We start from the raw sequence: 21,121 nt of genomic DNA, 5'->3' as shown, positions 1-21,121 counted from the left end.
TGAGGTAACCATGCGCGCCGCGCTTTCCCTTGCCGCCCTAGCCCTGGTGGCCGCCTGTTCCACGACCCCGTCGGGTCCGACCGACGCCCAGGTCGAGGCACAGGAGATGGCCTTGGCCCAGGTGCCCCCGATGCGGTGGGGAGAGCGCAACGGCTCTGACGAATGGACCCGCGCCACGATGGAGGCGCTTGACCGTGAAGGCGTGACGATGCTGTCCAGCGTCCCTCATGACATCGCGGAATTCTGCCCCAACTATCGCCAGCTTGCCCCCACCGGCCGCAAGGCGTTCTGGGCGGGGCTGCTGTCGGCCGTCGCGCGGCATGAAAGCACCTTCAATCCGCAGGCCGCCGGCGGCGGTGGCAAATGGATCGGCCTGATGCAGATCGCGCCGGCGACCTGGCGCAACTATGACTGCACCGGCAACATCCGCAACGGCGCCGACAACATGGCCTGCGCGGTCAAGATCGCCGCACAGCAGGTGGGACGCGACAACGCCGTCGCCCGCGACGACAACGGCTGGCGCGGCGTCGCGCGGGACTGGGCGCCGATGCGCAGCAGCAAGAAGCGCGCGGACATCGCCGCCTGGACCTCCAGCCAAAGCTATTGCAGCGCGCAGGGCTGAGACCGGATCAAGTTGGGGAAAGGGGGCCGGATCGGGCCCCCTTTTTCATGTCAGCGCAGGGCCGACAGGATGCGCGCCCAGGACCGCGCACCCTTGGCAAAGCTTTCCACGTCGTACTTTTCGTTCGGTGAATGGATGCGGTCGTCGTCGCGGGCAAATCCCACCAGCATCGAATCCATGCCCAGCAGCTCCTTGAAATCGCCCGCGATGGGGATCGACCCGCCGCCGCCGATATAGGCGGCCTCCTCGCCCCATTCCTGCGTCAGCGCATCCTTGGCCTGGCCGAACGCCGGATCGCTGATGTCCATGACGCTGGCGGGCCCGGCGCCGTGGTCGTGGAATTCCACCCGGCAATCGGCGGGAACGAAGCGGCGGACATGATCCTGGAACGCCTGGCGCACCGCCTGCGGGTCCTGGGTGCCCGTCAGGCGGAAGCTGACCTTGGCCCGCGCCGTCGCCGGCAGAACGGTCTTGAACCCCGCCCCGGCATAGCCGCCGGCGATGCCGTTGATCTCGGCCGTGGGCTGGTTCCAGACCATCTCTAACGCGGTGCGGCCCCGTTCGCCGATGGGCTGGGACAGTCCCACGCGCGACAGATAGTCGGCGGCGTCGAAATTCAGCGCCTGCCAGTCGCGCGCCAACTCCGGCGAAAGATCCGCCACGCCGTCATAGAAGCCGGGCAGGGTGACGCGACCCGTGTCATCCTTCAGCGCCGCCAGCGCCTGCGCCAGGATCATGATCGGGTTCGCCGCCAGCCCACCGAAGCTGCCTGAATGCAGGTCGCGATCGGCGGCATGGATCACGACCTCCTGTCCCACCAGCCCGCGCAGTTGCGTGGTGATGGCGGGCCGCCCGTCGGCATAGCGCGCCGTGTCGCAGATCATCGCCAGATCGGCGCGCAGGCTGTCGGCATGTTCGATCAGGAACGGCCGTAGCGACGGAGAGCCGGACTCCTCCTCGCCCTCGAACAGCAGGATCAGGTCGGTGGGCAGGGCGCCATGCACGGCCTTCCAGGCCCGGAACGCCTCGACGAAGGTCATCAGCTGGCCCTTGTCGTCGGACGCGCCGCGGGCGCGGATCACCCGTCCCTGGGGCGTATCCTCGATCGCCGGTTCGAATGGCGGGCGGCCCCACAGGGACAGCGGATCCACCGGCTGCACGTCGTAATGGCCATAGAACAGCAGCGGGCGCGCATCGCCACGGGGGCTGCGGGCGGTGATCATCGGATGGCCGGGCGTGTCGTGGACCTGGGTATCGAAGCCCAGGTCGCGCAGTTCCTGTGCCAGCCATTCGGCGGCGGTCCGCACATCGCCCGCATGCGCCGGATCGGTCGAGATGGACGGGATCTCCAGAAAACGCATCAGCCGTGCCAGCGCATCCTCCAACCCCTGGTCCAGATGCGTCAGGATGTCCTGCAGCCTTGCGTGTTCGCCCATGATTCCTACCTCTTGCGGTGTCGATTTCAGGTTTCTGCCTGCGCCTTTCGTCGAATTGCGACGTTTTCGGCCTGTTTTTTTCGCGCCTTGACCTCTATCAAGGCAGAAAGCGCGCGGTCGGAGAATGATCGCACCCAGCCAGCTATGCAAGGGATCGCCCGCCATGAAATATGATGTCGCCTTGGACAAGGCCCTTGCACGTCTGCACGAGGAAGGGCGCTATCGCACCTTCATCGACATCGAACGTGCGCAGGGCCGGTTCCCGCAGGCGGTCTGGAATCGCCCCGACGGCGAACGTCAGGAAATCACCGTGTGGTGCGGAAACGACTATTTGGGCATGGGTCAGCACCCGACCGTCTTGGCCGCGATGCACGAGGCGCTGGACGCCACCGGCGCGGGGTCCGGCGGCACGCGCAACATCAGCGGTACCACGGTCTATCACAAGCGCCTGGAATCCGAGCTGGCGGACCTGCACGACAAGCAGGCGGCCCTGGTCTTCTCCAGCGCCTACATTGCGAATGACGCGACGCTGTCGACGCTGCCCAAGCTGTTTCCCGGCCTGATCATCTATTCGGACGAGCTGAACCACGCGTCCATGATCGAGGGGATCAAGCGCAATGGCGGCGCCAAGCGCATCTTCCGGCACAACGATCTGGCGCATCTGCGCGAGCTGCTGGCCGCGGACGACCCGGACGCGCCCAAGCTGATCGCCTTCGAATCCATCTATTCGATGGACGGCGATTTCGGCCCGATCGAGGGGTTCTGCGATCTGGCCGACGAATTCGGCGCGCTGACCTATCTGGACGAGGTCCATGCCGTGGGTATGTACGGCAAGCGGGGCGGCGGCGTCGCGGAACGCGACGGGCTGTCGGATCGCATCGACATCATCAACGGCACCCTGGGCAAGGCGTTCGGCGTGTTCGGCGGCTATATCGCGGCCAGCGACAAGATGTGCGACGCGATCCGGTCCTATGCGCCGGGGTTCATCTTCACCACGTCTCTGCCACCGGCGGTTGCAGCGGGCGCCGCGGCGTCCATCGCGCTGCTGAAGACGGCCGAGGGACAGAAGCTGCGCGATGCGCAGCAGCTGCATGCCCGCATCCTGAAGATGCGCCTGAAATCGCTCGGCATGCCGATCATCGATCACGGCAGCCATATCGTGCCCGTCCATGTCGGTCATCCCGTGCATTGCAAGGCGCTGTCCGACATGCTGCTGCGCGATTACGGCATCTACGTGCAGCCGATCAACTTCCCCACGGTCCCCCGCGGGACCGAGCGGCTGCGTTTTACCCCGTCGCCGGTGCACGATCCGAAGCAGATCGATCACCTGGTCCGGGCGATGGATGCACTGTGGTCGCATTGTGCCCTGAATCGCGCGGAATTGAGCGCGTAATGCAATCCACGGGTGAACTGCTCTCGCCTGCGTGATAACCTTTGGCTAAAGAAGCTTTGGTAGCCTTCGATTCGGAGGCAGCCTATAACAAGCGGATGAGGCATAGGCGATGAGCAGGCTGCGGGCACCTGACCCGGCAGAAGATTTCGTGCAAGTCGGGGATACGGCAGTGTTCCTGGACGATGACACGCGGTTGGGCGATCTGATGCGCGGAGAGCGGGCGACGTTGGGCAAGTCCCTTCTGGACGTCCAGCGCGAATTGCGCATCCGTGCCTCCTATGTTGCCGCGATCGAGAACTGCGACGTCTCGGCCTTTGACGCGCCCAGCTTCATCTCGGGCTATGTGCGCTCCTATGCGCGTTATCTGGGCATGGACCCCGACTGGGTCTTTCGGCGGTTCTGTCAGGAATCTGGCTTTCAGCCGACGCATGGCATGGCTCCTGCCGCTGCCGGGCCCAAGCCGGGCCGCCGTCCGTCCGACCCTGCCGAAGCGCTGGCCAATCCCCGCGCCTTGTTCATCCCTCAGGAACGCGGATTCTTGTCCGAGGTCGAGCCGCGGGCGATCGGCGCGATCTTCGTGCTGATGGCGCTGATCGGCGGGTTGGGCTATGGCGGATGGGCCGTCCTGCAGGAGGTTCAGCGCGTCACGCTGACCCCGGGCGATGATCTGCCCACGGTGGTCGCCGAACTGGACCCGACACAGGGCGCGGGGCTGTCGGACCCTGCCATCGACGGCGGACAGGGCAGCGACATCGCGCTGAGCCTGCCCCAGCCCGAGGCGCTGGATCGCCTGTACCGTCCGCAGATCCTCGAGGCACCGGTCCTGACCGCGCGCGACGGGCCGATCGCGGCTATCGATCCCGGTCTGCTGGACAGTTCCGCCACGGTCGAGGATGTGATCGCCTCGGCGGGACAGGTCGCGCAGGTGCCGCTTCCCCAGAACGCACTGGCCCAGCAGGCCGGCGTGGCGCAGGTGCCGACCGGAACGCCCGGCGCCATCGGCGCCTTGCAGACCGCCCAGCCCGCCGCCGTGGAAAGCGTCGTGCGCACGCTGGCCCCGGATGCGCCCCCGTTGGAGCTGATGGCGGCGCGTCCGGCCTGGGTGCGCGTGACATCGGCGGACGGCACGGTGCTGCTGGAAAAGATCATGGATGCGGGCGAACGCTTTGCGCTGCCGCCGCTGGAACAGCCGCCCGTGCTGCGGACCGGAAATTCGGGCGCGGTCTATTTCGCGGTCAGCGGCCAGACCTATGGGCCGGCGGCGCCCGGCGCGCAGGTCATCAGCGGGGTGGAACTGTCCCCCGCCAGCCTGACCGAGCGTTATGCCCTGGCCGATCCCGCGGCCGACCCGGAACTGGCGCAGATGATCGCGGTGGCGCAGGTCGCGACGCCCGGCCAGACCGAAACCGAGTGAGAGCCGCAGGGCCGGAACCCCGGCCCACCTAGCGCCAGGTGCGTTCCAGCAGGCCGATCCAGTTGTCGCAGGCGATCTTGCGGATCAGGTCGGGGCCGTAACCGGCATCGTCCATCGCCTTGATCAGCACGGGCAGCGCCGATGCGTCGGGCAGATCACGTGGCATCAGCGCGCCGTCGAAATCGGACCCCAGGGCCACGCCATCTTCCCCCAGGAGCTCCAGCAGGTGATCCAGATGCCGGATCATCATGCCCAGGTCCTCCAACGGCTGGCGCCGCCCGTCAGGCCGCAGGAAGCTGGAGGCGAAGTTCAGTCCGACCAAGCCCTTGCTGTCCGCGATCTGGCGCAGCTGCCGGTCGGTCAGGTTGCGGCTGCTTTCGCTGAGGACATGCACGGCGCTGTGGCTGGCGACGAGGGGCGCGTCCGACAGCCGGGCCACGTCGTCGAAACCGGCCTGGTTCAGGTGCGACAGGTCCAGCATGATGCCAAGCGCGTTGCAATCCGAGACCAGGGCATGACCTTCGGGGGTCAGCGGGCCGCCCATGTCGGGGCTGGCGGGAAAGGCAAAGGGCACGCCCTCGCCGAACTGGGTGGGTCGCGACCAGACCGGTCCAAGCGAGCGCAGCCCCGCCGCGTGCCACAGGTGCAGCGCATCGCGGTCGCGGATCGCCTCGGCACCCTCCATGTGCATGATCGCGGCGATCCTCCCGGCCGCGATGGTTGCGCGCAACCCTGCGGCGTCGCGCACGATGTCCAGGGTGCCGGTCCGCTCCAGCGCCAGCAACGCCGCCGCCTGTGCGAAAGCCTGGGGCAGGGCCACGTCGGACGCGATCTGGGCGGGCAGGGGCAGCTCGAAGGGCGGGTTCTCCATCGCGTCCATCGCATGGTCGTCGCCCAGCCCTGCCGGTGTCGGTATCCAGATCGCGAAGAAACCGCCGACCATGCCGCCGGCCTGCATCCGGGGCAGGTCCAGATGGCCGGTGCCGTCGCCATGCAGCCAAAGCTGATCGGCATCCGCACCCGCCGCCACGACGCGCTGCAGGAAATCGTTGTGGCCGTCGAATACCGGGGTCATGGCTGGTCCTTGCTGTTTCGTCCCGGCAGGATGCACATCGTGCAGCGCCCTGCAATGGCGCTTTGCGCGAACGGGCTTGGGGGTTACGCTGGTGGCAGGACCATGCCCATGAAAGGCCAGCCCATGCCCCGCATCACGCCCGATTTCGACGGCCAGACCGTCATCACCACCTTCGAGGTGACCCCTGGTACCGCGCATGACGTGTTGGACCTGCTGACCGAGGCTTGGGCGCAGGTCATCAGCAGACAGCCCGGCTGCCTGGGCGGGGCGATCCATCTGAACGACGCGCAGACCCGCATCGCCACCTATTCGCAGTGGCGCGACCGCCGCGATTACCAAACGATGCTGCGCGACCCCGAGATGCGTCGCCGGAACCGCGAGATCCACGGAATGTGCAAGTCGTTCGAGCCCGTGATGTACGAGGTTCAGTCCGTGCATCCCTGATGCTGCACATGCAGAAACTTGGTGCAATCGGCCGCGTTGGACCCTAGGCTGGGCCAAACGCGGGGGATTGTCGCAATGTCAGGTCGGATCATCACGGTGGCTCAACAAAAGGGCGGATCGGGCAAGACGACGCTGGCCGTCAATCTGGCGGTCAGCCTGCATGCGCGGGGTCATTCCGTCGCCCTGATCGACACCGATCCGCAGGGCAGCCTGGGCCGCTGGTTCATGGAACGCATGTCCGCCGTGGGAGAGGACGAGGCAATGGATTTCTCGACCTCGTCGGCCTGGGGGGCCAGCTACGAATCGGAGAAGCTGAAGCGTCGGTTCGATTACGTCATCATCGACACGCCGCCCAAGATCGACAGCGACCTGCGCCCGGCGCTGCGTGTGGCGGATCTGGTGGTGGTGCCGGTGGCCACCAGCCATGTCGACCTGTGGGCGACCGAGGGGGTCTTGGATCTGGCGCGGCGCGACAAGGCGGATGTGCTGGTGGTCCTGAACCGCACACGCCCCAACACGCGCCTGTCGGTCGAGGTGGCGCAGAAGGCGGCCGAGCTGGGCGCGCAGGTGGCCGACACGCAGGTCGCGAACCGCGTCGTCTATGCCGAGACCCTGGGACTGGGTTTGGGGGCGATCGAACGCCCCAAAGGTCCCGCAATGGCCGAGATGGCCGCGCTGACGGATGAGATCCTGGCCCGCATCGGCTGACCCGACCAGGCCAGCCGGTTCGATCAGATCAGCGGCACAGCCGTTCGGATTGCGCCGCAAAATTGCGGTAGCGGGCCCAGAAGGCGTTGTCCGCATCACGCTTTGACGTGCGGACCTCTTGGGCGCGATGCGGCTCGCGGAAGAACTGCGCCGCCTGGCGCTGGTCCGACCGGGACAGGGTCTGGTTCGCGACCTGCTGGATGCAGCCGCACAGCGGTGCGTTGCCGCGCGCGCGGTCCGACCGGACGCAGGCGCTGTCGATGGGTCCGGCCATGGCCAGGGGGGTCGTCATGACGATCGCGGCGGCCGCGATCACGAAACGGTTCAGCATGGGACTGTCTCCTCGAAATGCCTCGGACGGCCGCGCGCCGGTTGGTCCGGTTCTTGCCCGCATAGGCCGATCGGGCGATCCTAGCATCAAGCGGCCCGCCGCTCAATCGCGGCGAACCCGGTGATCGGGGTCATGTGGCAGGCAGCGGGCGGGGGGTGAAGCCCGCGGCGGTCAGGGCGGATTGCGCGGTGGCGGGATCCAGCCCCTCGACGGTGACGCGCTTTTCGGGCAGATCGACGGTTGCGCGGCCGCCAGCCCCGGCGACGGCGGCCTCGATCGCGGCCTTGCAGTGGTCGCAGCTCATGTCGGGGACGGAATAGATCATCGGGCGCTCCTGTGCTGGGTCGTTCGATCCTGAAACAGCGCGGCGCCGCCCGCAAGAGGACGACATGACCCTGTTTGACGCCATCGGGCTGGATGCCGACGACACGCTGTGGGAGAACGAGACGTTCTTTCGCGTCACTGAGGCCGAGTTCTGCGCGCTGCTGTCGGACCACGGCGACGCCGAGACCATCGCGGCGCGGCTGTACGACACGGAAAGCGCGAACCTTGCGCGCTACGGTTACGGCATCAAGGGCTTCATGCTGTCGATGGTCCAGACCGCGATCGAGCTGACCGACGGACGCATCGAGGGCCGCCAGATCGCCCGCATCCTGGACCTGGGCGCCGAGATGCTGGCCCATCCCGTGACCCTTCTGCCGGGGGTGGAACAAGCCCTGGACGCGCTGGAGGGACGGCAGCTGATCCTGATCACCAAGGGCGACCTGATGGATCAGGAGCGCAAGATCGCAGCCTCTGGCCTGGCCGAGCGATTCGCGGCGGTGCAGATCCTGGCCGACAAGACGCCCGAGGCCTATGCCCGGGTCCTGATGGGGCAGGGGGTGGAGCCGTCGCGGTTCCTGATGGCGGGCAATTCGATGCGCAGTGACGTGATCCCGGTGCTGGATCTGGGTGGGACGGGCGTCTTCATCCCGCATGACCTGACCTGGAGCCATGAACATGCCGAGGCACCCGATCATCCGCGCCTGCATCAGCTGTCCGACATGGGCGGACTGCCCGCGCTGATCGCCGACCTGGAAGGTGCGGCGTGACCGACAACGGGCGTGCCGCGCTGTTCATGTCGGCATCGATGGCGATGTTCGCGGTCGAGGATGCGTTTCTCAAGGTGCTGACCCGGACGATGCCGGTGTGGCAGTTGCTGGCGATGGTGGGGGTGGTCGCGGGTGCGGTCTTCTGGATGCGTCTGGCGCGGCGTGGAGGGCGTCTTTGGACGGGTGACCTGATCCATCCCATTGCGCTGTTGCGCAATGCCGGAGAGATCGTGGGGGCCGTCTGCCTGGTGACGGCGCTGGCGGTGGGTGATCTGGCGGTGACCTCTGCGATCCTGCAGGTGCTGCCGCTGACGCTGGTGCTGGGCGCGGCGCTGTTTCTGGGCGAAAAGTTCGGCTGGCGCCGTTGGCTGTCGGTGGCGGTCGGGTTCGCGGGGGTGCTGCTGATCCTGCGGCCGGGGACGGCGGCGTTCCAGCCCGCAATGCTGTGGGCGGTGGCGGGCGTCGCGGGGCTGACGCTGCGCGATCTGGCTACGCGGCGCATTCCGCCGGGGGTGGCGTCGGATCAACTGTCGGCCTCGGCCTATGGCGCGATGATTCCGGCGGGGGTGGTGCTGGGCTTGCTGGCCGGGCCCGCGCCGGTGATGCCTGGCCCGATCGAGGTCGTCTTGCTGGCGGGGACGGTGGTGTTCGGCGTCGTGGGCTATGCGACGCTGGTGGCGGCCTCGCGTCTGGGCGAGGCGTCGGTCGTCGCGCCGTTCCGATACACGCGGCTGGCTTTTGCGCTGGTCGTGGCGGCGGTGATCTTTGGCGAGCGGCCCGATGCGGCTACCTTGGCGGGGGCGGCGTTGATCGCGCTGGCGGGGGGCTATGCGATGTGGCGCGAGGCGGGGCTGCGGCGCAGGCGCCCCGTCGACAGCCTGGTGCGACCCGGTCCCGGCTGAGATCCTGCCTGCGCGTGGCTTGGGCGCACGAGGCCGCCTGCGGCCCCATCGAGGGGCCTTGGCGGCCGCGCGACCCAGATGGTCGCACCGGTGCGACATCGCGACCGGGAACTCGGACGCGTCGGGGAACATTGACATGCCGAACGCCATGGCGCCATCCCGGCATCGTGGCGATTTTTGCATCCCTCAAGGAGGTTTACCATGCCCAAGGCCCTGTTCATCCTGACCTCGCACGACACGCTTGGCGACACCGGCAAACCCACGGGTTTCTATTGGGAGGAGCTGGCCGCCCCCTATTGGATCCTGTCGGACGCGGGCTGGCAGATCGAGCTGGCCAGCATCAAGGGCGGCAAGCCCCCGGCGGACCCTTCCTCGGCCGAGGGCGACGCGATGACCGACGAGGTCCGCCGCCTGCTGGCCGACGAGGCGGTCATGAACAAGCTGGAAAACACCACCAAGGTCGAGGACGTTGAGGTGTCCGGTTGCGACATCGTGTTCCTGCCGGGCGGTCACGGCACGATGTGGGACCTGCCCAATTCGAAGGCCTTGGGCGATCTGCTGGGCCGGGCGTTCGATAAGGGTGCGGTCGTCGGCGCGGTCTGCCACGGGCCGGCCGGCCTGCTGTCGGCGCGTCTCGCCTCGGGTGATCCGCTGGTCCACGGCCGTCGCGTGGCTGGGTTCACCAACAGCGAGGAGGACGCGGTCGGCCTGTCCGATGTCGTCCCGTTCATGCTGGAGGACCAGCTGAAGGCCCAGGGCGGCCATCATCAGAAGGGCCCGGACTGGCAGCCCTTCGCCGTCGCCGATGGCAACCTGGTCACTGGCCAGAACCCTGCCTCGTCGGCCGAGGTCGCGCGCTTGATGCTGAAGGCCGCGGACCTTCCGACCGCGCCCTGACACCAAATAACGCAGGGCCGCGAAACCCTCTTTTCGCGGCCTTTGCGGGACTGTATAGCCCGCCCATGACCGACCTTGACCTCATCCGCAATTTTTCGATCGTGGCGCATATCGACCACGGGAAATCCACCTTGGCCGACCGGCTGATCCAGTCCACGGGCACTGTCGCGGATCGCGACATGAAGGCCCAGATGCTGGACAGCATGGATATCGAGCGTGAGCGCGGGATCACCATTAAGGCCAACACGGTGCGGATCAGCTATCCGGCCAAGGACGGCCGGACCTATGTCCTGAACCTGATCGACACGCCGGGCCACGTGGACTTTGCCTATGAGGTCAGCCGGTCGATGCGCGCGGTCGAGGGGTCGCTGCTGGTCGTCGACGCCAGCCAGGGGGTCGAGGCGCAGACGCTGGCCAACGTCTATCAGGCGATCGACGCAGGCCACGAGATCGTGCCGGTCCTGAACAAGATCGACCTGCCCGCGGCCGAGCCCGACCGCGTCAAGGAGAACATCGAGGAAGTCATCGGCATCGACGCGCAGGACGCGATTCCGATCAGCGCCAAGACCGGTCTGGGCATCCCGGACGTCCTGGAGGCCATCGTCACGCGCCTGCCCGCGCCCAAGGGCGACCGCGACGCGCCGCTGAAGGCGATGCTGGTGGACAGCTGGTACGACGCCTATCTGGGCGTTGTCGTGATGATCCGCGTGATGGACGGGGTGATCCGCAAGGGCGACCAGATCAAGATGATGCAGACCGGCGCCAGCCACCGCATCGACAAGCTGGCCGTCCTGACGCCGCAGATGGTCGACATCGCCGAACTGGGCCCGGGAGAGATCGGTGTCTTTACCGGCTCGATCAAGCAGGTCCGCGATACGCGCGTGGGCGACACGATTACCCAGGAACGCAAGCCCTGTGCCACGGCGTTGCCGGGCTTCAAGCCGGCGCAGCCGGTGGTGTTCTGCGGTCTGTTCCCGGTGGACGCCAATGATTTCGAACCCCTGCGCGACGCCATCGAGAAGCTGGCCCTGAACGACGCCAGCTTCAGCTATGAGATGGAGACGTCGGCGGCCCTGGGGTTCGGCTTCCGCTGCGGGTTTCTGGGGCTTCTGCACCTTGAGGTCATCCGTGACCGGCTTGAGCGCGAATACGACCTGGACCTGATCACCACGGCGCCGTCGGTGGTCTTCAAGCTGCACATGCGCGACGGCGAGGTGCGCGACCTGCACAACCCCGCCGACATGCCGGACCTGACCCATGTCGACCATATCGAGGAGCCGCGCATCAAGGCCACGATCATGGTGCCGGACGAGTATCTGGGTGACGTGCTGAAGCTGTGTCAGGACCGTCGCGGCATCCAGCTGGACCTGACCTATGCCGGCGCGCGGGCGATGGTGGTCTATGACCTGCCGTTGGCCGAGGTCGTGTTCGACTTCTATGACCGGCTGAAGTCGGTGACCAAGGGCTATGCCAGCTTCGACTATCAGATCAGCGAGTACCGCGAGGATTTCCTGGTCAAGATGTCGATCCTGGTGAACGACGAGCCGGTGGACGCGCTGTCGATCATGGTTCATCGCGACCGTGCCGAAAGCCGTGGCCGCGCGATGGTCGAAAAGCTCAAGGACCTGATCCCGCGCCACATGTTCAAGATCCCGATCCAGGCCGCGATCGGTGCCCGCGTGATCGCGCGCGAGACGCTGTCGGCCATGCGCAAGGACGTGACCGCCAAGTGCTATGGCGGCGACGCCACGCGGAAAAAGAAGCTGCTGGAAAAGCAGAAAGCCGGCAAGAAGAAGATGCGTCAGTTCGGCAAGGTCGAGATTCCGCAGACCGCCTTCATCCAGGCGCTGAAGATGGACAATTGATCATCGATCCCGAATGAAGGGAATGATGATGCGGCAATGGCTGGCCACGGCCTGACCGACCGATAGTGCGCCATCGCGTGGCCCTGATCCGAACTGGGACAGGCCTGCGCCCTGCGCCTGGCGAGCCGGGTCCAACGTGAACAGGATGCCCTGACCTGCCTCGCGCGGCTTGGGACTGGCGCGCCAGATGCGCGTCGCGACCGGCTGGTTCATCACCTGCTGCGCAAGATCGCCGGCAGCGCACCAGTAATCCGTGTCGGTCCGCCCCGCCTCGAACGGGACCGCGATATCGGTCGCATCGACCTGACGGGCCTCCATGCCGTTGCGGGCGGTGAAAGCGTGGGCGGGCAGGGGCAGCGCGAGCAGCGCCATCAGGATAATCCGCATGATGGCCTCATCGTTTCTTTAAGGGATACGTTCAAACGGACCAGATCGGCATCGGGTTCCTTATCCAATGCCCCATGCGCATGAGAAAGCCCCCCGCCAGCACGCTGCGGGGGGCCGTCATGTCGTGCCGATCGATCAGGATCACATCCCGGCTTGAGCCTCGGCGCTTTCCTGCTGGACGACCGCGCCGGCGGTCGAGATGTCGCGGCCCGCACCCTGCACGGTTTCGCAGGCGGCCAGCGTCATCATGGCCAGAACGGCGGTCAGGCCCAGGATCTTCTTCTGCATCGCTCAGTCTCCTTGTGGATAAGCATCTGGGCTTGCAACGCAATATCGGCGCATCGGTTCCGTCTAAAACGCCACGCCGGCGTAAAGGGCCACATTGGCATAGGGGGTGCATTCCCCGGTCCGCACGATCGCGCGGGCGTGGCGCGACGCCGCCTTGAAGTCGTCATGCGACAGCATGGTGACCGCTCCGATGTCGCGTCGCGCGAATTCGGCCTGCAGGTCGCGGGCGGCTTCGGTCGCCATCGCGGAACGTTCGACGACCAGTTCGGCCAGCACCACGTCCAGCACATCGAAGACGCCCGGAATGCCGCGGGTCAGGGCCAGGTCGATGACCCGGACGCCGGCGGGCACGGGCAGCCCGGCATCGCCGATCACCAGCATGTCGCCATGGCCGAAGGCGGCGATCAGCCCGGACAGTTCGGCATGCAGCAAGGTCGTGCGTTTCATCGGTTCCTCTCAGTTCTCGGGCAGGGTTTCGGCCAGATAGGCCATCATGTTGCCCCCCATGACCTTGGCGATCTGCACCTCTGACAGGCCTTGGTCAAGCAGGGCTTGGGTCAGTGCAGAAAGATGGGCGGCGTCGAACGGCGTGTCGACCGACCCGTCCCAGTCCGAGCCGAGCGAGACGTGGTCGTCTCCGGCGACCTCGATCGCGGCTGCGATGGCCTGGGCCACGTCGGTGGGCGTCGATCCGCAGACCACGTCCGACCAGAACCCGACGCCGATGATCCCGCCCGCTTGCGCGATGTCCGCGACCAGATCGTCGGGCAGGTTGCGGGGGCTGTGGCAATGGCGGGTGATGCCGGTATGGGACAGGACCGGCCGCGCGCCCGGAATGGCCAGCACGTCGCGCACCATCTGCGGGCTGGCATGGGTCACGTCGATGATCATGCCGCGCGCGATCATCGCGTCCGCCACCTGACGCCCGAAATCGGACAGGCCCGCGCCGGTACCGCCCTCTCCGTGCAGGCTGCCGCCCAGCTCGTTGTCGAAGAAATGCGTCAGCCCCATCAACCGGAAGCCCGCGTCATAGAGCACGTCCAGATTGGCCGGATCGCCCTCCAGCGGGTGACCGCCTTCCGATCCCAGCACCGCGCCCAGCACCTGCGCGCCTGCCTGCCGCCGCGCCAGATGGTCGGCCAGATCGGCGCGGCTGCGGATCACCCGCAGCCGGTCAGGTGCGCGATCCGCGGCGTCCTGCAACGCCTGCGCCTGCACCAGCGCCCGTTCGCGCAACGAGAACCAGCTGCGCGGCGGGCGCAGCTGTCTGATGAACAGGGGCGTGATGTTGTCGCCGGTATCGGTGGCGTTGTGGTCATAGTTCTGGCCGCGTGGGCTTTTCGTGACGGTGGTGAAGACCTGCACCGCCATGTTCCCGTCCAGCAGACGCGGAACGTCGGTATGAGCCCGCTCCGCGCGGTCCAGCAGGTCGCGGTCCCACAACAGCGCATCGGAATGCCAGTCGCCGATCACCAGCCGGTCATGCAGGGCCTGCGCCTCTGCCGTGACCGGCCAGCCTTCTGCCGGCATGGTGACGGGGTTCATCCCGCGTTCGACATAGGCCGGGGCGAAGGTCAGGAACCCCGCCACGCCCATCGCCAGGACCGCGCCCGTCCCCAGCAGCACCCGTTTCCACATGACTCCTCCGATCCGTCGCGCACAGTCTAGCGCGACGGACCGGGGACGCCAGACGGGATCACGCCTCCAGCGCCTCCAGCTGGTCGATCAGGCTCTCGATCATGGACAGGCCCTTGTCCCAGAAGGCCGGGTCGGACGCATCCAGGCCGAACGGCGCCAGCAGTTCGCGGTGATGCTTGGAGCCGCCGGCCTTCAGCAGGTCGAAATACTTGTCCTGAAAGTCCGGCAGGCCGTCCTCGTAGGCGGCATAGAGCGCATTCACCAGCCCGTCGCCGAAGGCATAGGCATAGACATAGAAGGGCGAATGCACGAAATGCGGGACATAGGTCCAGAACGTCTCGTATCCCGGCATGTATTCGAAGACCGGGCCCAGGCTTTCATGCTGGACGGCCATCCACAGCGCGTTGATGTCGTCGGGGGTCAGCTCTCCCTCGGCGCGGGCAGCGTGCAGGCGGCATTCGAAATCATAGAACGCGATCTGACGGACGACCGTGTTGATCATGTCCTCGACCTTGCCCGCCAGCAGGGCCTTCTTCTGCGCGGGGTCGGTGGTCTTGGCCAGCAGCGCGCGGAAGGTCAGCATCTCACCGAAGACGGACGCGGTTTCCGCCAGGGTCAGCGGCGTCGAGGACAGCAGCTCCCCCTGACGGGCGGCCAGACGCTGATGGACGCCGTGGCCCAGTTCGTGCGCCAAGGTCATCACGTCGCGCGGTTTGCCCAGATAGTTCAGCAGGATATAGGGATGCGCGGTCGAGACGGTCGGGTGCGCGAACGCGCCCGGCGCCTTGCCCGGCTTGACGCCCGCGTCGATCCAGCCCTTGTCGAAGAACGGTTCGGCCAGTTCGGCCAGTTCCGGCGAGAAGCCGGCATAGGCGTCCAGGACCGTCGACCGCGCCTCGGGCCAGTCGATCACGCGGGGCGCGTCGGTCGGCAGCGGCGCGTTCCGGTCCCAGACCTGCAGCTTGTCCAGCCCCAGCCATTTCGCCTTCAGCGCGTAATAGCGGTGGGACAGGCGGGGATAGGCGGCGGTGACGGCATTGCGCAGCGCCTCGACCACCTCGGGTTCGACATGGTTCGACAGGTGACGGCCGTATTGCGGCGTGGGCATCTTGCGCCACTTGTCCTCGATCGCCATTTCCTTGGCCAGCGTGTTGTGGATGCGCGTGAACAGCCCGACATTCGCGGTGAAGACCTTGGCCAGCGCATGGGCGGCGGCCTCGCGTCGTGCCCGGTCGTGGTCGGTCAGCAGGTTCAGCGTGGCCTCCAGGCCCAGGGTCTCTCCGTCGACGTCAAAGGTCAGGGCGGCGGTCGTCTCGTCGAACAGGCGGTTCCAAGCGGCGGCGCCGACGACCGAAGTGTCGTGCAGGAACTGCTCCAGCTCGTCCGACAGTTGGTGGGGCCGCATCGCGCGCATCCGGTCGAAGACCGGCTTGTAGCGGGCAGGGCCGTCGGCGGCGGTGAACATGGATTCGTAGGTCGCATCGGGGATGCGGTTGAACTCCAGCGAGAAGAAGATGATCGGCGTCGTCAGATCGGTGATGCGCGCCTGCAGGTCGCCCATCTGCTTGGCACGGACCGGGTCGGTGGTGTTCTGGTAATAGCGCAGCCCGATATAGGACATGACGCGCCCGGCCAGGATATTGATTTGCTCGAACGCCTGGACCGCCTCTAGCATCTGCGCGGGCGTCAGGTTGGCCAGCTTGCCTTGGTATTCGGCGGCAAAGGCCTGCGCCTGCGTCTCGATGCGCGCGATGTCCGCGGTCAGTTCGGGGCTGTCGGGGGCGGTATAGAGGTCGCTGAGATCCCATTCGGGCAGGGTGCCGAAATCGCCCTTGGCGCGCGCCGGATCGGTTGCATCGAAGACGGTGTTGCCTGCCATGGTGGGTCCTTTCAAAATGCTTCGGCGTCAGATGTGGACTCTGCCGGGCAGCGCCGCAAGGGGCGCGCCGTCACAGGGCCGTAAAGGCCCCGGCATGGACGACAGCGCTACCCCGGGGCAGGCTGCCGTGAATCTGCAGGCCAGGCCCCGCATAGGGGGATGCCAGATCCGCGGGGACGAAACCCGATCCGGCATAGACCGTGGGATCGCCCAGGACCACGACCGGCCCCGTCGCGGCGCGCAGTGCGGCATCGATCAGCGCCCGACCGATGCCGCGCCGCTGCATGGCCGGATGGACGGCCAGCGGCGCCAAGGCGAATGCCGGTTCCGCCGCCTGCAGGGATGACAGGGCGCCAAGGCCGACCGGCACGCCTTCGACATGGGCCACCAGCACGTGGGACAGATCGCCATCGGCCCGCAGCGCGCGCAGCAGGCGGGCCTCGGCCGGGCCATCGAATGCGCGTACCAGCAGGGTGTCCAGGGCTGCGTGATCCGACGGGACCTCGGGCCGGATCATGACCTGAGCGGCGTGGCGATAGAAATCGCGGCCCATGTCGCTGCTGCGCAGACCCCAGGGGCTGGATGCCGTGCGGGCCTGATGCGCCGCGAACGCGTCCTCATCGGCAAAGACCTCGGACAGGGTCCAGACCATCGGGGCGTCGGATTGCGCGATGTCAAAGCGCAGGCATCCCGGCTCGGCGCGGCTGGCATCGGCATGATCCTGCAGCAGGTCCAGCGCGGTCAGCATCTGCGCCGTGTCGTGACAGATCAGGCGTCCGTGCAGGGCGACGGGGGCAGGCGACAGGGGCACCGGCGTGCCCGAAGGGTCCAGGGCGGGGGTATGGGCATGGCCGCAGGCGCAATCCATCGGCAGGTCCTTTCGCTGATCGGCGGGCAGCGTGGCGGCACGTCAGCTCCGCGTCAAGCGGCTCAGACCGGATCGCCCACATCCAGGCGGTCCAGAAACGCGGCCGCGTCGCTGCGGATCTGGCGGCGCTTGTCGGCGTCCATCCGGTCCCAGGTCGCATAAGCGCGCCCGATGCGGGGGTTCGACTGAAACCGGTCGCAATGACGCACCATGAAATCCCAATAGAGCACGTTGAACGGGCAGGCGCCGGGCCCCGTCTTTTGCGTCACCTTGTAGGCGCATCCGCCGCAATAATCCGACATCTTGGCGATGTAGTTGCCCGAACTGACATAGGGCTTCGACCCGACCACGCCGCCATCCGCGAACTGGCTCATCCCGATGACGTTGGGTGCCTCGACCCATTCATAGGCATCGACATAGACGGCCAGATACCATTCATGGACCTGCGCCGGATCGATCCCCGCCAGCAGGGCGAAGTTGCCCGTCACCATCAGCCGCTGGATATGATGCGCATAGGCGTGATCGCGCGTCTGTCCCACCGCCTGCGCCATGCAGTTCATCCGCGTGGGCGCACCCCAATAGACCGGCGGCAGGTCGCGGTCATGCCCCAGCACGTTGCGCGCGGTATAGTCCGGCCCTTCCAGGAAATAGATGCCGCGCATGTATTCGCGCCAGCCGATGATCTGGCGGATGAAGCCTTCGGCCGAATTCAGGCGGACCTTGCCCGCGGCATGGGCGTCGGCTGCGGCCTGGCACACCTCCATCGGGGATAGCAGGCCCGCGTTGATATAGGGCGACAGGATCGAATGATGCAGGAACGGATCGTCCTGCAGCATCGCGTCCTGATAGGGGCCGAACTCATCCAGCGAATGGTCGATGAAATGCGCCAGGACCTGCAGCGCGCCAGCCCGGTCGGTGGCATAGCCAAAGGGCCGCAGACGGCCGAAATTGTCGGGAAACCGTGCCTCGACCAAGTCCAGAACCTGGGCGGTCACCGCGTCCGGTTCGAACCGGGGCGGGGGGATGCGCAGCAGGTCGGCCTGGGCGGGCTTGCGGTTGTCGTGGTCAAAGTTCCACTTGCCGCCCATCGGCTGGTCGCCCTCCATCAGTAGCCCGGTCTTGCGGCGCATCTCGCGATAGAACCACTCCATCCGCAATTCCTTGCGGCCCTCGGCCCAGGCTTCGAATTCGGGCTGGCTGCAGATAAATCGGTCGTCGGGCAGCTGCGTGACGGGCACGGGCAGGTCGTCCAGCGCGGCGATCAGGCGCCATTCCCCGGACCGCGTGGCGATCACGCTCTCGGCGCCATGCGCCGCGGCATGGCGCAGCAGCTCTCCGGGAATGGACTGTGTGTTGTCCGGATCGTCCAGCGTCGCATAGGCGACGCGGTGGCCGGCCTCGCGCAGAAGGTCCGCGAACTTGCGCATCGCGGCGAACAGGAAGGTGATCTTCTGGGGGTGGTGGGGGACATAGCTGGCCTCGGACATCACCTCGGCCATGACGATCAGATCTTCGGGGCGCGCCTCGCGCAGCGCTGACAGGTCAGGCGACAGCTGGTCGCCCAGCACCAGGATCAGACGCATTCCACACCCCCAGAATGACAAGGACGCGCAGGTTGCCCTGCGCGTTCCCGACATGTCATGCGACGCGGTGCCGCGTCATTCCCATTCGATCGTCCCCGGCGGCTTGGACGTGATGTCATAGGTGCAACGGTTGATGCCCTTGACCTCGTTGATGATCCGCGTCGCGGTCTCGCCCAGGAAATCGTGGGTGAAGGGATAATAGTCCGCCGTCATGCCGTCGACCGAGGTCACGGCCCGCAGCGCGCAGGCGAAATCATAGGTCCGGCCGTCGCCCATGACGCCCACCGTGCGCACCGGCAGGATCGCGACGAAAGCCTGCCAGATCTCGTCGTACAGGCCGTGCTTGCGGATCTGGTCGATGAAGACCGCGTCGGCCTTGCGCAGGATCTCCAGCTTTTCCCGCGTGATCTCTCCGGGGCAGCGGATGGCCAGACCGGGGCCGGGGAAGGGGTGGCGGCCGATGAAGCTCTCGGGCAGGCCAAGTTCGCGGCCCAGCTCGCGGACTTCGTCCTTGAACAGTTCGCGCAAGGGTTCCACCAGCTTCAGGCCCATCTTCTCGGGCAGGCCGCCCACGTTGTGGTGCGACTTGATCGTGACCGACGGGCCGCCGCTGAAGCTGACGCTCTCGATCACGTCCGGGTACAGCGTCCCCTGCGCCAGGAAATCGGCGCCCTCGATCTGGCTGGCGTATTTCTGGAACACGTCGATGAACAGCCGGCCGATGGTCTTGCGCTTGACCTCTGGGTCGCTGACGCCTTCCAGCGATCCTAGGAACAGGTCGGCCTCGTTCGCATGGATCAGGGGAATGTTGTAGTTGTCGCGGAACATCTTGACGACGTCCTCGCCCTCGTTCAGCCGCAGCAACCCGTGATCCACGAAGACGCAGGTCAGCTGGTCGCCGATCGCCTCGTGGATCAGGACCGCCGCCACCGAGGAATCCACGCCGCCCGACAGGCCGCAGATGACCTTGCGGTCGCCCACGGTCTCGCGGATCTTGCGGATCGCCTCGTCCTTATAGCTGGCCATGGTCCAGTCGCCGGTGAAGCCCGCCAGCCGGACAAAGTTCTCCAACATGGTGCGGCCGTTCGGCGTGTGATGCACCTCGGGGTGGAACTGGACGGCATAGAAATGGCGCGCCTCGTCCGCGATCATCGCCATGGGCGCGTTGGGCGAGGTGCCGATGACCTCGAAGCCCGGCGCAAGGCTGGTGACGCGGTCGCCATGGCTCATCCAGACCTCTTCGCGGCCCGTGTCGAACAGGCCGGCAAAGATGCCGTCGGACTTGTGGCCCGGCGCGGGCGCGATGAAGGCGCGGCCGTATTCGGCGTGGTGCCCGGCCTCGACCCGGCCGCCCAGCTGCTCCATCATGACCTGCTGGCCATAGCAGATGCCAAAGACGGGCACGCCCATGTCGAACACGGCCTGGGGCGCGCGCGGGCTGCCGTCGGTCGTGACGCTGGCTGGGCCGCCCGACAGGATGATCGCCTGCGGCGCCATTTGGCGCAGCGTGTCGTCGGTCACCGTGTTGAACGGGTGGATTTCGCAATAGACGTTCAGTTCACGCAGGCGACGCGCGATCAGCTGCGTCACCTGGCTGCCGAAGTCGATGATCAAAAGGCGCTGGTGCTGGGTCATGGGTGCGCTTTAAGCGCGGTTTCAGCACCTTGCAAGCATTTCGGCGCCGGGGCGGGCGGGAACCGACGAAACCCGCGCGCGTTCGGGGTCAATCACCCCGATCCGTGCAAAAGGTATGTCCCGATGAAGCGCTTGTCCCTTGCCGCCACCTGCGTTCTGGCCCTGTCTGCCTGCCAGATGCCGATTCCGGGCCTGACGGCCCCGCAGGCCCCCGCCGATCAGGCGCTGGCCACAGAATGCCGCGGAGAGGTCGACGCGGGGCTGCGCCTGTCCGCCGCCGTCAACGCCGCCCGCGCGGCCGAGGGCAAGAACGCACTGGCCAGCAGTGCGGAACTGGACCGCATCGCGCTGGCCCATGCCTGCGACATGGCGCGAATGGGCCGCGCTGACGTGGCCGGGTCGAACGGGTCGAACGTCGTCGACCGCGCGCGGTCCGTGGGCTATCCGACCTGCGGCGTGGTCCAGCTGGTCGGCGCCGGCGGCACGCCCGAAGGAACGGTCAACGCGTGGCTTGTCCCCGGCCCGCAGCGGGAACAGGTCCTGGGACAGCTCAGCTATCAAATCGGCAGCGGAGTCGCGCGCGGCGCGGACGGGCGGCTGTGGCACAGCACGGTCCTGGGCAACAACTGCCGCTGAACGGACAAGGGGCGCGGTGTGATCCGCGC

Annotated in this window: 22 protein-coding genes; 10 read left to right on the top strand and 12 right to left on the bottom strand. The window is 66.9% G+C overall.

Features of this window, described 5'->3' with window-relative positions:
• Positions 1 to 10: 10 nt before the first annotated feature.
• Complete coding sequence (locus GBO37_RS00180; protein WP_045981225.1) at positions 11 to 622, top strand: transglycosylase SLT domain-containing protein; 612 nt, start codon at positions 11 to 13, stop codon at positions 620 to 622.
• A gap of 50 nt (positions 623 to 672) precedes the next feature.
• Here the strand turns inward: GBO37_RS00180 and GBO37_RS00175 are convergent, their stop codons facing one another.
• Positions 673 to 2,058, bottom strand: a complete 1,386-nt coding sequence (locus tag GBO37_RS00175; RefSeq protein ID WP_252926403.1) for a M20/M25/M40 family metallo-hydrolase — start codon at positions 2,056 to 2,058, stop codon at positions 673 to 675.
• Positions 2,059 to 2,221: 163 nt separating this feature from the next.
• On the opposite strand from GBO37_RS00175, the gene hemA reads away from it, so the two are divergent.
• Together hemA and GBO37_RS00165 are read left to right on the top strand one after the other, a co-directional pair.
• Positions 2,222 to 3,451 (top strand): 5-aminolevulinate synthase, encoded by a 1,230-nt coding sequence (gene hemA / locus GBO37_RS00170; protein ID WP_045999074.1) that lies wholly within the window; start codon positions 2,222 to 2,224, stop codon positions 3,449 to 3,451.
• A 205-nt stretch (positions 3,452 to 3,656) separates the two neighbouring features.
• Positions 3,657 to 4,865: a helix-turn-helix domain-containing protein gene (locus tag GBO37_RS00165; RefSeq protein ID WP_127899373.1), complete on the top strand. Its 1,209-nt coding sequence runs from the start codon at positions 3,657 to 3,659 to the stop codon at positions 4,863 to 4,865.
• Positions 4,866 to 4,893: 28 nt separating this feature from the next.
• On the opposite strand, the gene GBO37_RS00160 is transcribed toward GBO37_RS00165, so the two are convergent.
• Positions 4,894 to 5,940, bottom strand: coding sequence for a dipeptidase (locus GBO37_RS00160; protein WP_252926402.1), 1,047 nt, complete (start codon positions 5,938 to 5,940; stop codon positions 4,894 to 4,896).
• 123 nt (positions 5,941 to 6,063) lie between these two features.
• Here GBO37_RS00160 and GBO37_RS00155 point away from each other — a divergent pair, with 123 nt between their 5' ends.
• Together GBO37_RS00155 and parA are read left to right on the top strand one after the other, a co-directional pair.
• Complete coding sequence (locus tag GBO37_RS00155; RefSeq protein WP_252926470.1) at positions 6,064 to 6,384, top strand: antibiotic biosynthesis monooxygenase; 321 nt, start codon at positions 6,064 to 6,066, stop codon at positions 6,382 to 6,384.
• Between the two features lie 75 nt (positions 6,385 to 6,459).
• Complete coding sequence (gene parA, locus GBO37_RS00150; RefSeq protein ID WP_127898634.1) at positions 6,460 to 7,092, top strand: ParA family partition ATPase; 633 nt, start codon at positions 6,460 to 6,462, stop codon at positions 7,090 to 7,092.
• Positions 7,093 to 7,120: 28 nt separating this feature from the next.
• Here the strand turns inward: parA and GBO37_RS00145 are convergent, their stop codons facing one another.
• Together GBO37_RS00145 and GBO37_RS00140 are read right to left on the bottom strand one after the other, a co-directional pair.
• The gene (locus tag GBO37_RS00145; protein WP_052714596.1) at positions 7,121 to 7,423 is read right to left on the bottom strand and encodes a hypothetical protein; all 303 of its coding nucleotides are present in this window, start codon (positions 7,421 to 7,423) and stop codon (positions 7,121 to 7,123) included.
• Positions 7,424 to 7,553: 130 nt separating this feature from the next.
• Positions 7,554 to 7,748, bottom strand: a complete 195-nt coding sequence (locus GBO37_RS00140; RefSeq protein ID WP_127898633.1) for a cation transporter — start codon at positions 7,746 to 7,748, stop codon at positions 7,554 to 7,556.
• Between the two features lie 64 nt (positions 7,749 to 7,812).
• Here GBO37_RS00140 and GBO37_RS00135 point away from each other — a divergent pair, with 64 nt between their 5' ends.
• The 4 genes from GBO37_RS00135 (at position 7,813) to lepA (ending at position 12,178) form a co-directional block, all read left to right on the top strand.
• Positions 7,813 to 8,514 carry an HAD family hydrolase gene (locus GBO37_RS00135; RefSeq protein WP_252926401.1) on the top strand — a complete coding sequence of 234 codons (702 nt, stop codon included), beginning with the start codon at positions 7,813 to 7,815 and terminating at the stop codon, positions 8,512 to 8,514.
• Positions 8,511 to 9,416: an EamA family transporter gene (locus tag GBO37_RS00130; RefSeq protein ID WP_252926400.1), complete on the top strand. Its 906-nt coding sequence runs from the start codon at positions 8,511 to 8,513 to the stop codon at positions 9,414 to 9,416. Before GBO37_RS00135 ends, GBO37_RS00130 begins: the two co-directional genes overlap by 4 nt.
• 201 nt (positions 9,417 to 9,617) lie before the next feature.
• Positions 9,618 to 10,313, top strand: coding sequence for a type 1 glutamine amidotransferase domain-containing protein (locus tag GBO37_RS00125; protein WP_045981218.1), 696 nt, complete (start codon positions 9,618 to 9,620; stop codon positions 10,311 to 10,313).
• Between the two features lie 65 nt (positions 10,314 to 10,378).
• On the top strand, positions 10,379 to 12,178 hold the full coding sequence (lepA, locus tag GBO37_RS00120; RefSeq protein WP_127898630.1) for a translation elongation factor 4: 1,800 nt from the start codon (positions 10,379 to 10,381) through the stop codon (positions 12,176 to 12,178).
• On the opposite strand, the gene GBO37_RS00115 is transcribed toward lepA, so the two are convergent.
• The 8 genes from GBO37_RS00115 to guaA all read right to left on the bottom strand — a co-directional run bounded on the left by GBO37_RS00115 (position 12,179) and on the right by guaA (position 20,456).
• On the bottom strand, positions 12,179 to 12,565 hold the full coding sequence (locus GBO37_RS00115) for a hypothetical protein (protein WP_139598212.1): 387 nt from the start codon (positions 12,563 to 12,565) through the stop codon (positions 12,179 to 12,181).
• A gap of 141 nt (positions 12,566 to 12,706) precedes the next feature.
• On the bottom strand, positions 12,707 to 12,853 hold the full coding sequence (locus GBO37_RS00110; protein WP_064503532.1) for an entericidin A/B family lipoprotein: 147 nt from the start codon (positions 12,851 to 12,853) through the stop codon (positions 12,707 to 12,709).
• Between the two features lie 63 nt (positions 12,854 to 12,916).
• Positions 12,917 to 13,300: a D-ribose pyranase gene (gene rbsD / locus GBO37_RS00105; protein ID WP_252926399.1), complete on the bottom strand. Its 384-nt coding sequence runs from the start codon at positions 13,298 to 13,300 to the stop codon at positions 12,917 to 12,919.
• Positions 13,301 to 13,309: 9 nt separating this feature from the next.
• The gene (locus GBO37_RS00100; protein WP_252926398.1) at positions 13,310 to 14,491 is read right to left on the bottom strand and encodes a dipeptidase; all 1,182 of its coding nucleotides are present in this window, start codon (positions 14,489 to 14,491) and stop codon (positions 13,310 to 13,312) included.
• A 58-nt stretch (positions 14,492 to 14,549) separates the two neighbouring features.
• A complete protein-coding gene (locus GBO37_RS00095) occupies positions 14,550 to 16,370 on the bottom strand; it encodes a M3 family oligoendopeptidase (protein ID WP_252926397.1) in 1,821 nt (606 codons plus the stop codon).
• Positions 16,371 to 16,440: 70 nt separating this feature from the next.
• Complete coding sequence (locus tag GBO37_RS00090; protein ID WP_252926395.1) at positions 16,441 to 17,238, bottom strand: GNAT family N-acetyltransferase; 798 nt, start codon at positions 17,236 to 17,238, stop codon at positions 16,441 to 16,443.
• Between the two features lie 62 nt (positions 17,239 to 17,300).
• Complete coding sequence (locus tag GBO37_RS00085) at positions 17,301 to 18,821, bottom strand: cryptochrome/photolyase family protein (protein WP_252926392.1); 1,521 nt, start codon at positions 18,819 to 18,821, stop codon at positions 17,301 to 17,303.
• A gap of 75 nt (positions 18,822 to 18,896) precedes the next feature.
• The gene (gene guaA, locus GBO37_RS00080; protein ID WP_045999085.1) at positions 18,897 to 20,456 is read right to left on the bottom strand and encodes a glutamine-hydrolyzing GMP synthase; all 1,560 of its coding nucleotides are present in this window, start codon (positions 20,454 to 20,456) and stop codon (positions 18,897 to 18,899) included.
• Between the two features lie 123 nt (positions 20,457 to 20,579).
• On the opposite strand from guaA, the gene GBO37_RS00075 reads away from it, so the two are divergent.
• Positions 20,580 to 21,092, top strand: coding sequence for a CAP domain-containing protein (locus GBO37_RS00075; RefSeq protein ID WP_148912278.1), 513 nt, complete (start codon positions 20,580 to 20,582; stop codon positions 21,090 to 21,092).
• The last annotated feature ends 29 nt before the right edge of the window (positions 21,093 to 21,121 follow it).

The organism is Paracoccus sp. 08 (assembly GCF_024105395.1).
Taxonomy (GTDB): domain Bacteria; phylum Pseudomonadota; class Alphaproteobacteria; order Rhodobacterales; family Rhodobacteraceae; genus Paracoccus; species Paracoccus marcusii.
Note: the sequence above shows the minus strand (reverse complement) of the source record. Positions and strands in the feature narration are given on the sequence as shown.

Bases quoted from the DNA above. Each gene is read 5' to 3' on its own strand.
- GBO37_RS00180 (WP_045981225.1), top strand. From the start codon at position 11: ATGCGCGCCGCGCTTTCCCTTGCCGCCCTAGCCCTGGTGGCCGCCTGT.
- GBO37_RS00175 (WP_252926403.1), bottom strand. From the start codon at position 2,058: ATGGGCGAACACGCAAGGCTGCAGGACATCCTGACGCATCTGGACCAG.
- hemA (WP_045999074.1), top strand. From the start codon at position 2,222: ATGAAATATGATGTCGCCTTGGACAAGGCCCTTGCACGTCTGCACGAG.
- GBO37_RS00165 (WP_127899373.1), top strand. From the start codon at position 3,657: ATGCGCGGAGAGCGGGCGACGTTGGGCAAGTCCCTTCTGGACGTCCAG.
- GBO37_RS00160 (WP_252926402.1), bottom strand. From the start codon at position 5,940: ATGACCCCGGTATTCGACGGCCACAACGATTTCCTGCAGCGCGTCGTG.
- GBO37_RS00155 (WP_252926470.1), top strand. From the start codon at position 6,064: ATGCCCCGCATCACGCCCGATTTCGACGGCCAGACCGTCATCACCACC.
- parA (WP_127898634.1), top strand. From the start codon at position 6,460: ATGTCAGGTCGGATCATCACGGTGGCTCAACAAAAGGGCGGATCGGGC.
- GBO37_RS00145 (WP_052714596.1), bottom strand. From the start codon at position 7,423: ATGCTGAACCGTTTCGTGATCGCGGCCGCCGCGATCGTCATGACGACC.
- GBO37_RS00140 (WP_127898633.1), bottom strand. From the start codon at position 7,748: ATGATCTATTCCGTCCCCGACATGAGCTGCGACCACTGCAAGGCCGCG.
- GBO37_RS00135 (WP_252926401.1), top strand. From the start codon at position 7,813: ATGACCCTGTTTGACGCCATCGGGCTGGATGCCGACGACACGCTGTGG.
- GBO37_RS00125 (WP_045981218.1), top strand. From the start codon at position 9,618: ATGCCCAAGGCCCTGTTCATCCTGACCTCGCACGACACGCTTGGCGAC.
- lepA (WP_127898630.1), top strand. From the start codon at position 10,379: ATGACCGACCTTGACCTCATCCGCAATTTTTCGATCGTGGCGCATATC.
- GBO37_RS00115 (WP_139598212.1), bottom strand. From the start codon at position 12,565: ATGCGGATTATCCTGATGGCGCTGCTCGCGCTGCCCCTGCCCGCCCAC.
- GBO37_RS00110 (WP_064503532.1), bottom strand. From the start codon at position 12,853: ATGCAGAAGAAGATCCTGGGCCTGACCGCCGTTCTGGCCATGATGACG.
- rbsD (WP_252926399.1), bottom strand. From the start codon at position 13,300: ATGAAACGCACGACCTTGCTGCATGCCGAACTGTCCGGGCTGATCGCC.
- GBO37_RS00100 (WP_252926398.1), bottom strand. From the start codon at position 14,491: ATGTGGAAACGGGTGCTGCTGGGGACGGGCGCGGTCCTGGCGATGGGC.
- GBO37_RS00095 (WP_252926397.1), bottom strand. From the start codon at position 16,370: ATGGCAGGCAACACCGTCTTCGATGCAACCGATCCGGCGCGCGCCAAG.
- GBO37_RS00090 (WP_252926395.1), bottom strand. From the start codon at position 17,238: ATGGATTGCGCCTGCGGCCATGCCCATACCCCCGCCCTGGACCCTTCG.
- GBO37_RS00085 (WP_252926392.1), bottom strand. From the start codon at position 18,821: ATGCGTCTGATCCTGGTGCTGGGCGACCAGCTGTCGCCTGACCTGTCA.
- guaA (WP_045999085.1), bottom strand. From the start codon at position 20,456: ATGACCCAGCACCAGCGCCTTTTGATCATCGACTTCGGCAGCCAGGTG.
- GBO37_RS00075 (WP_148912278.1), top strand. From the start codon at position 20,580: ATGAAGCGCTTGTCCCTTGCCGCCACCTGCGTTCTGGCCCTGTCTGCC.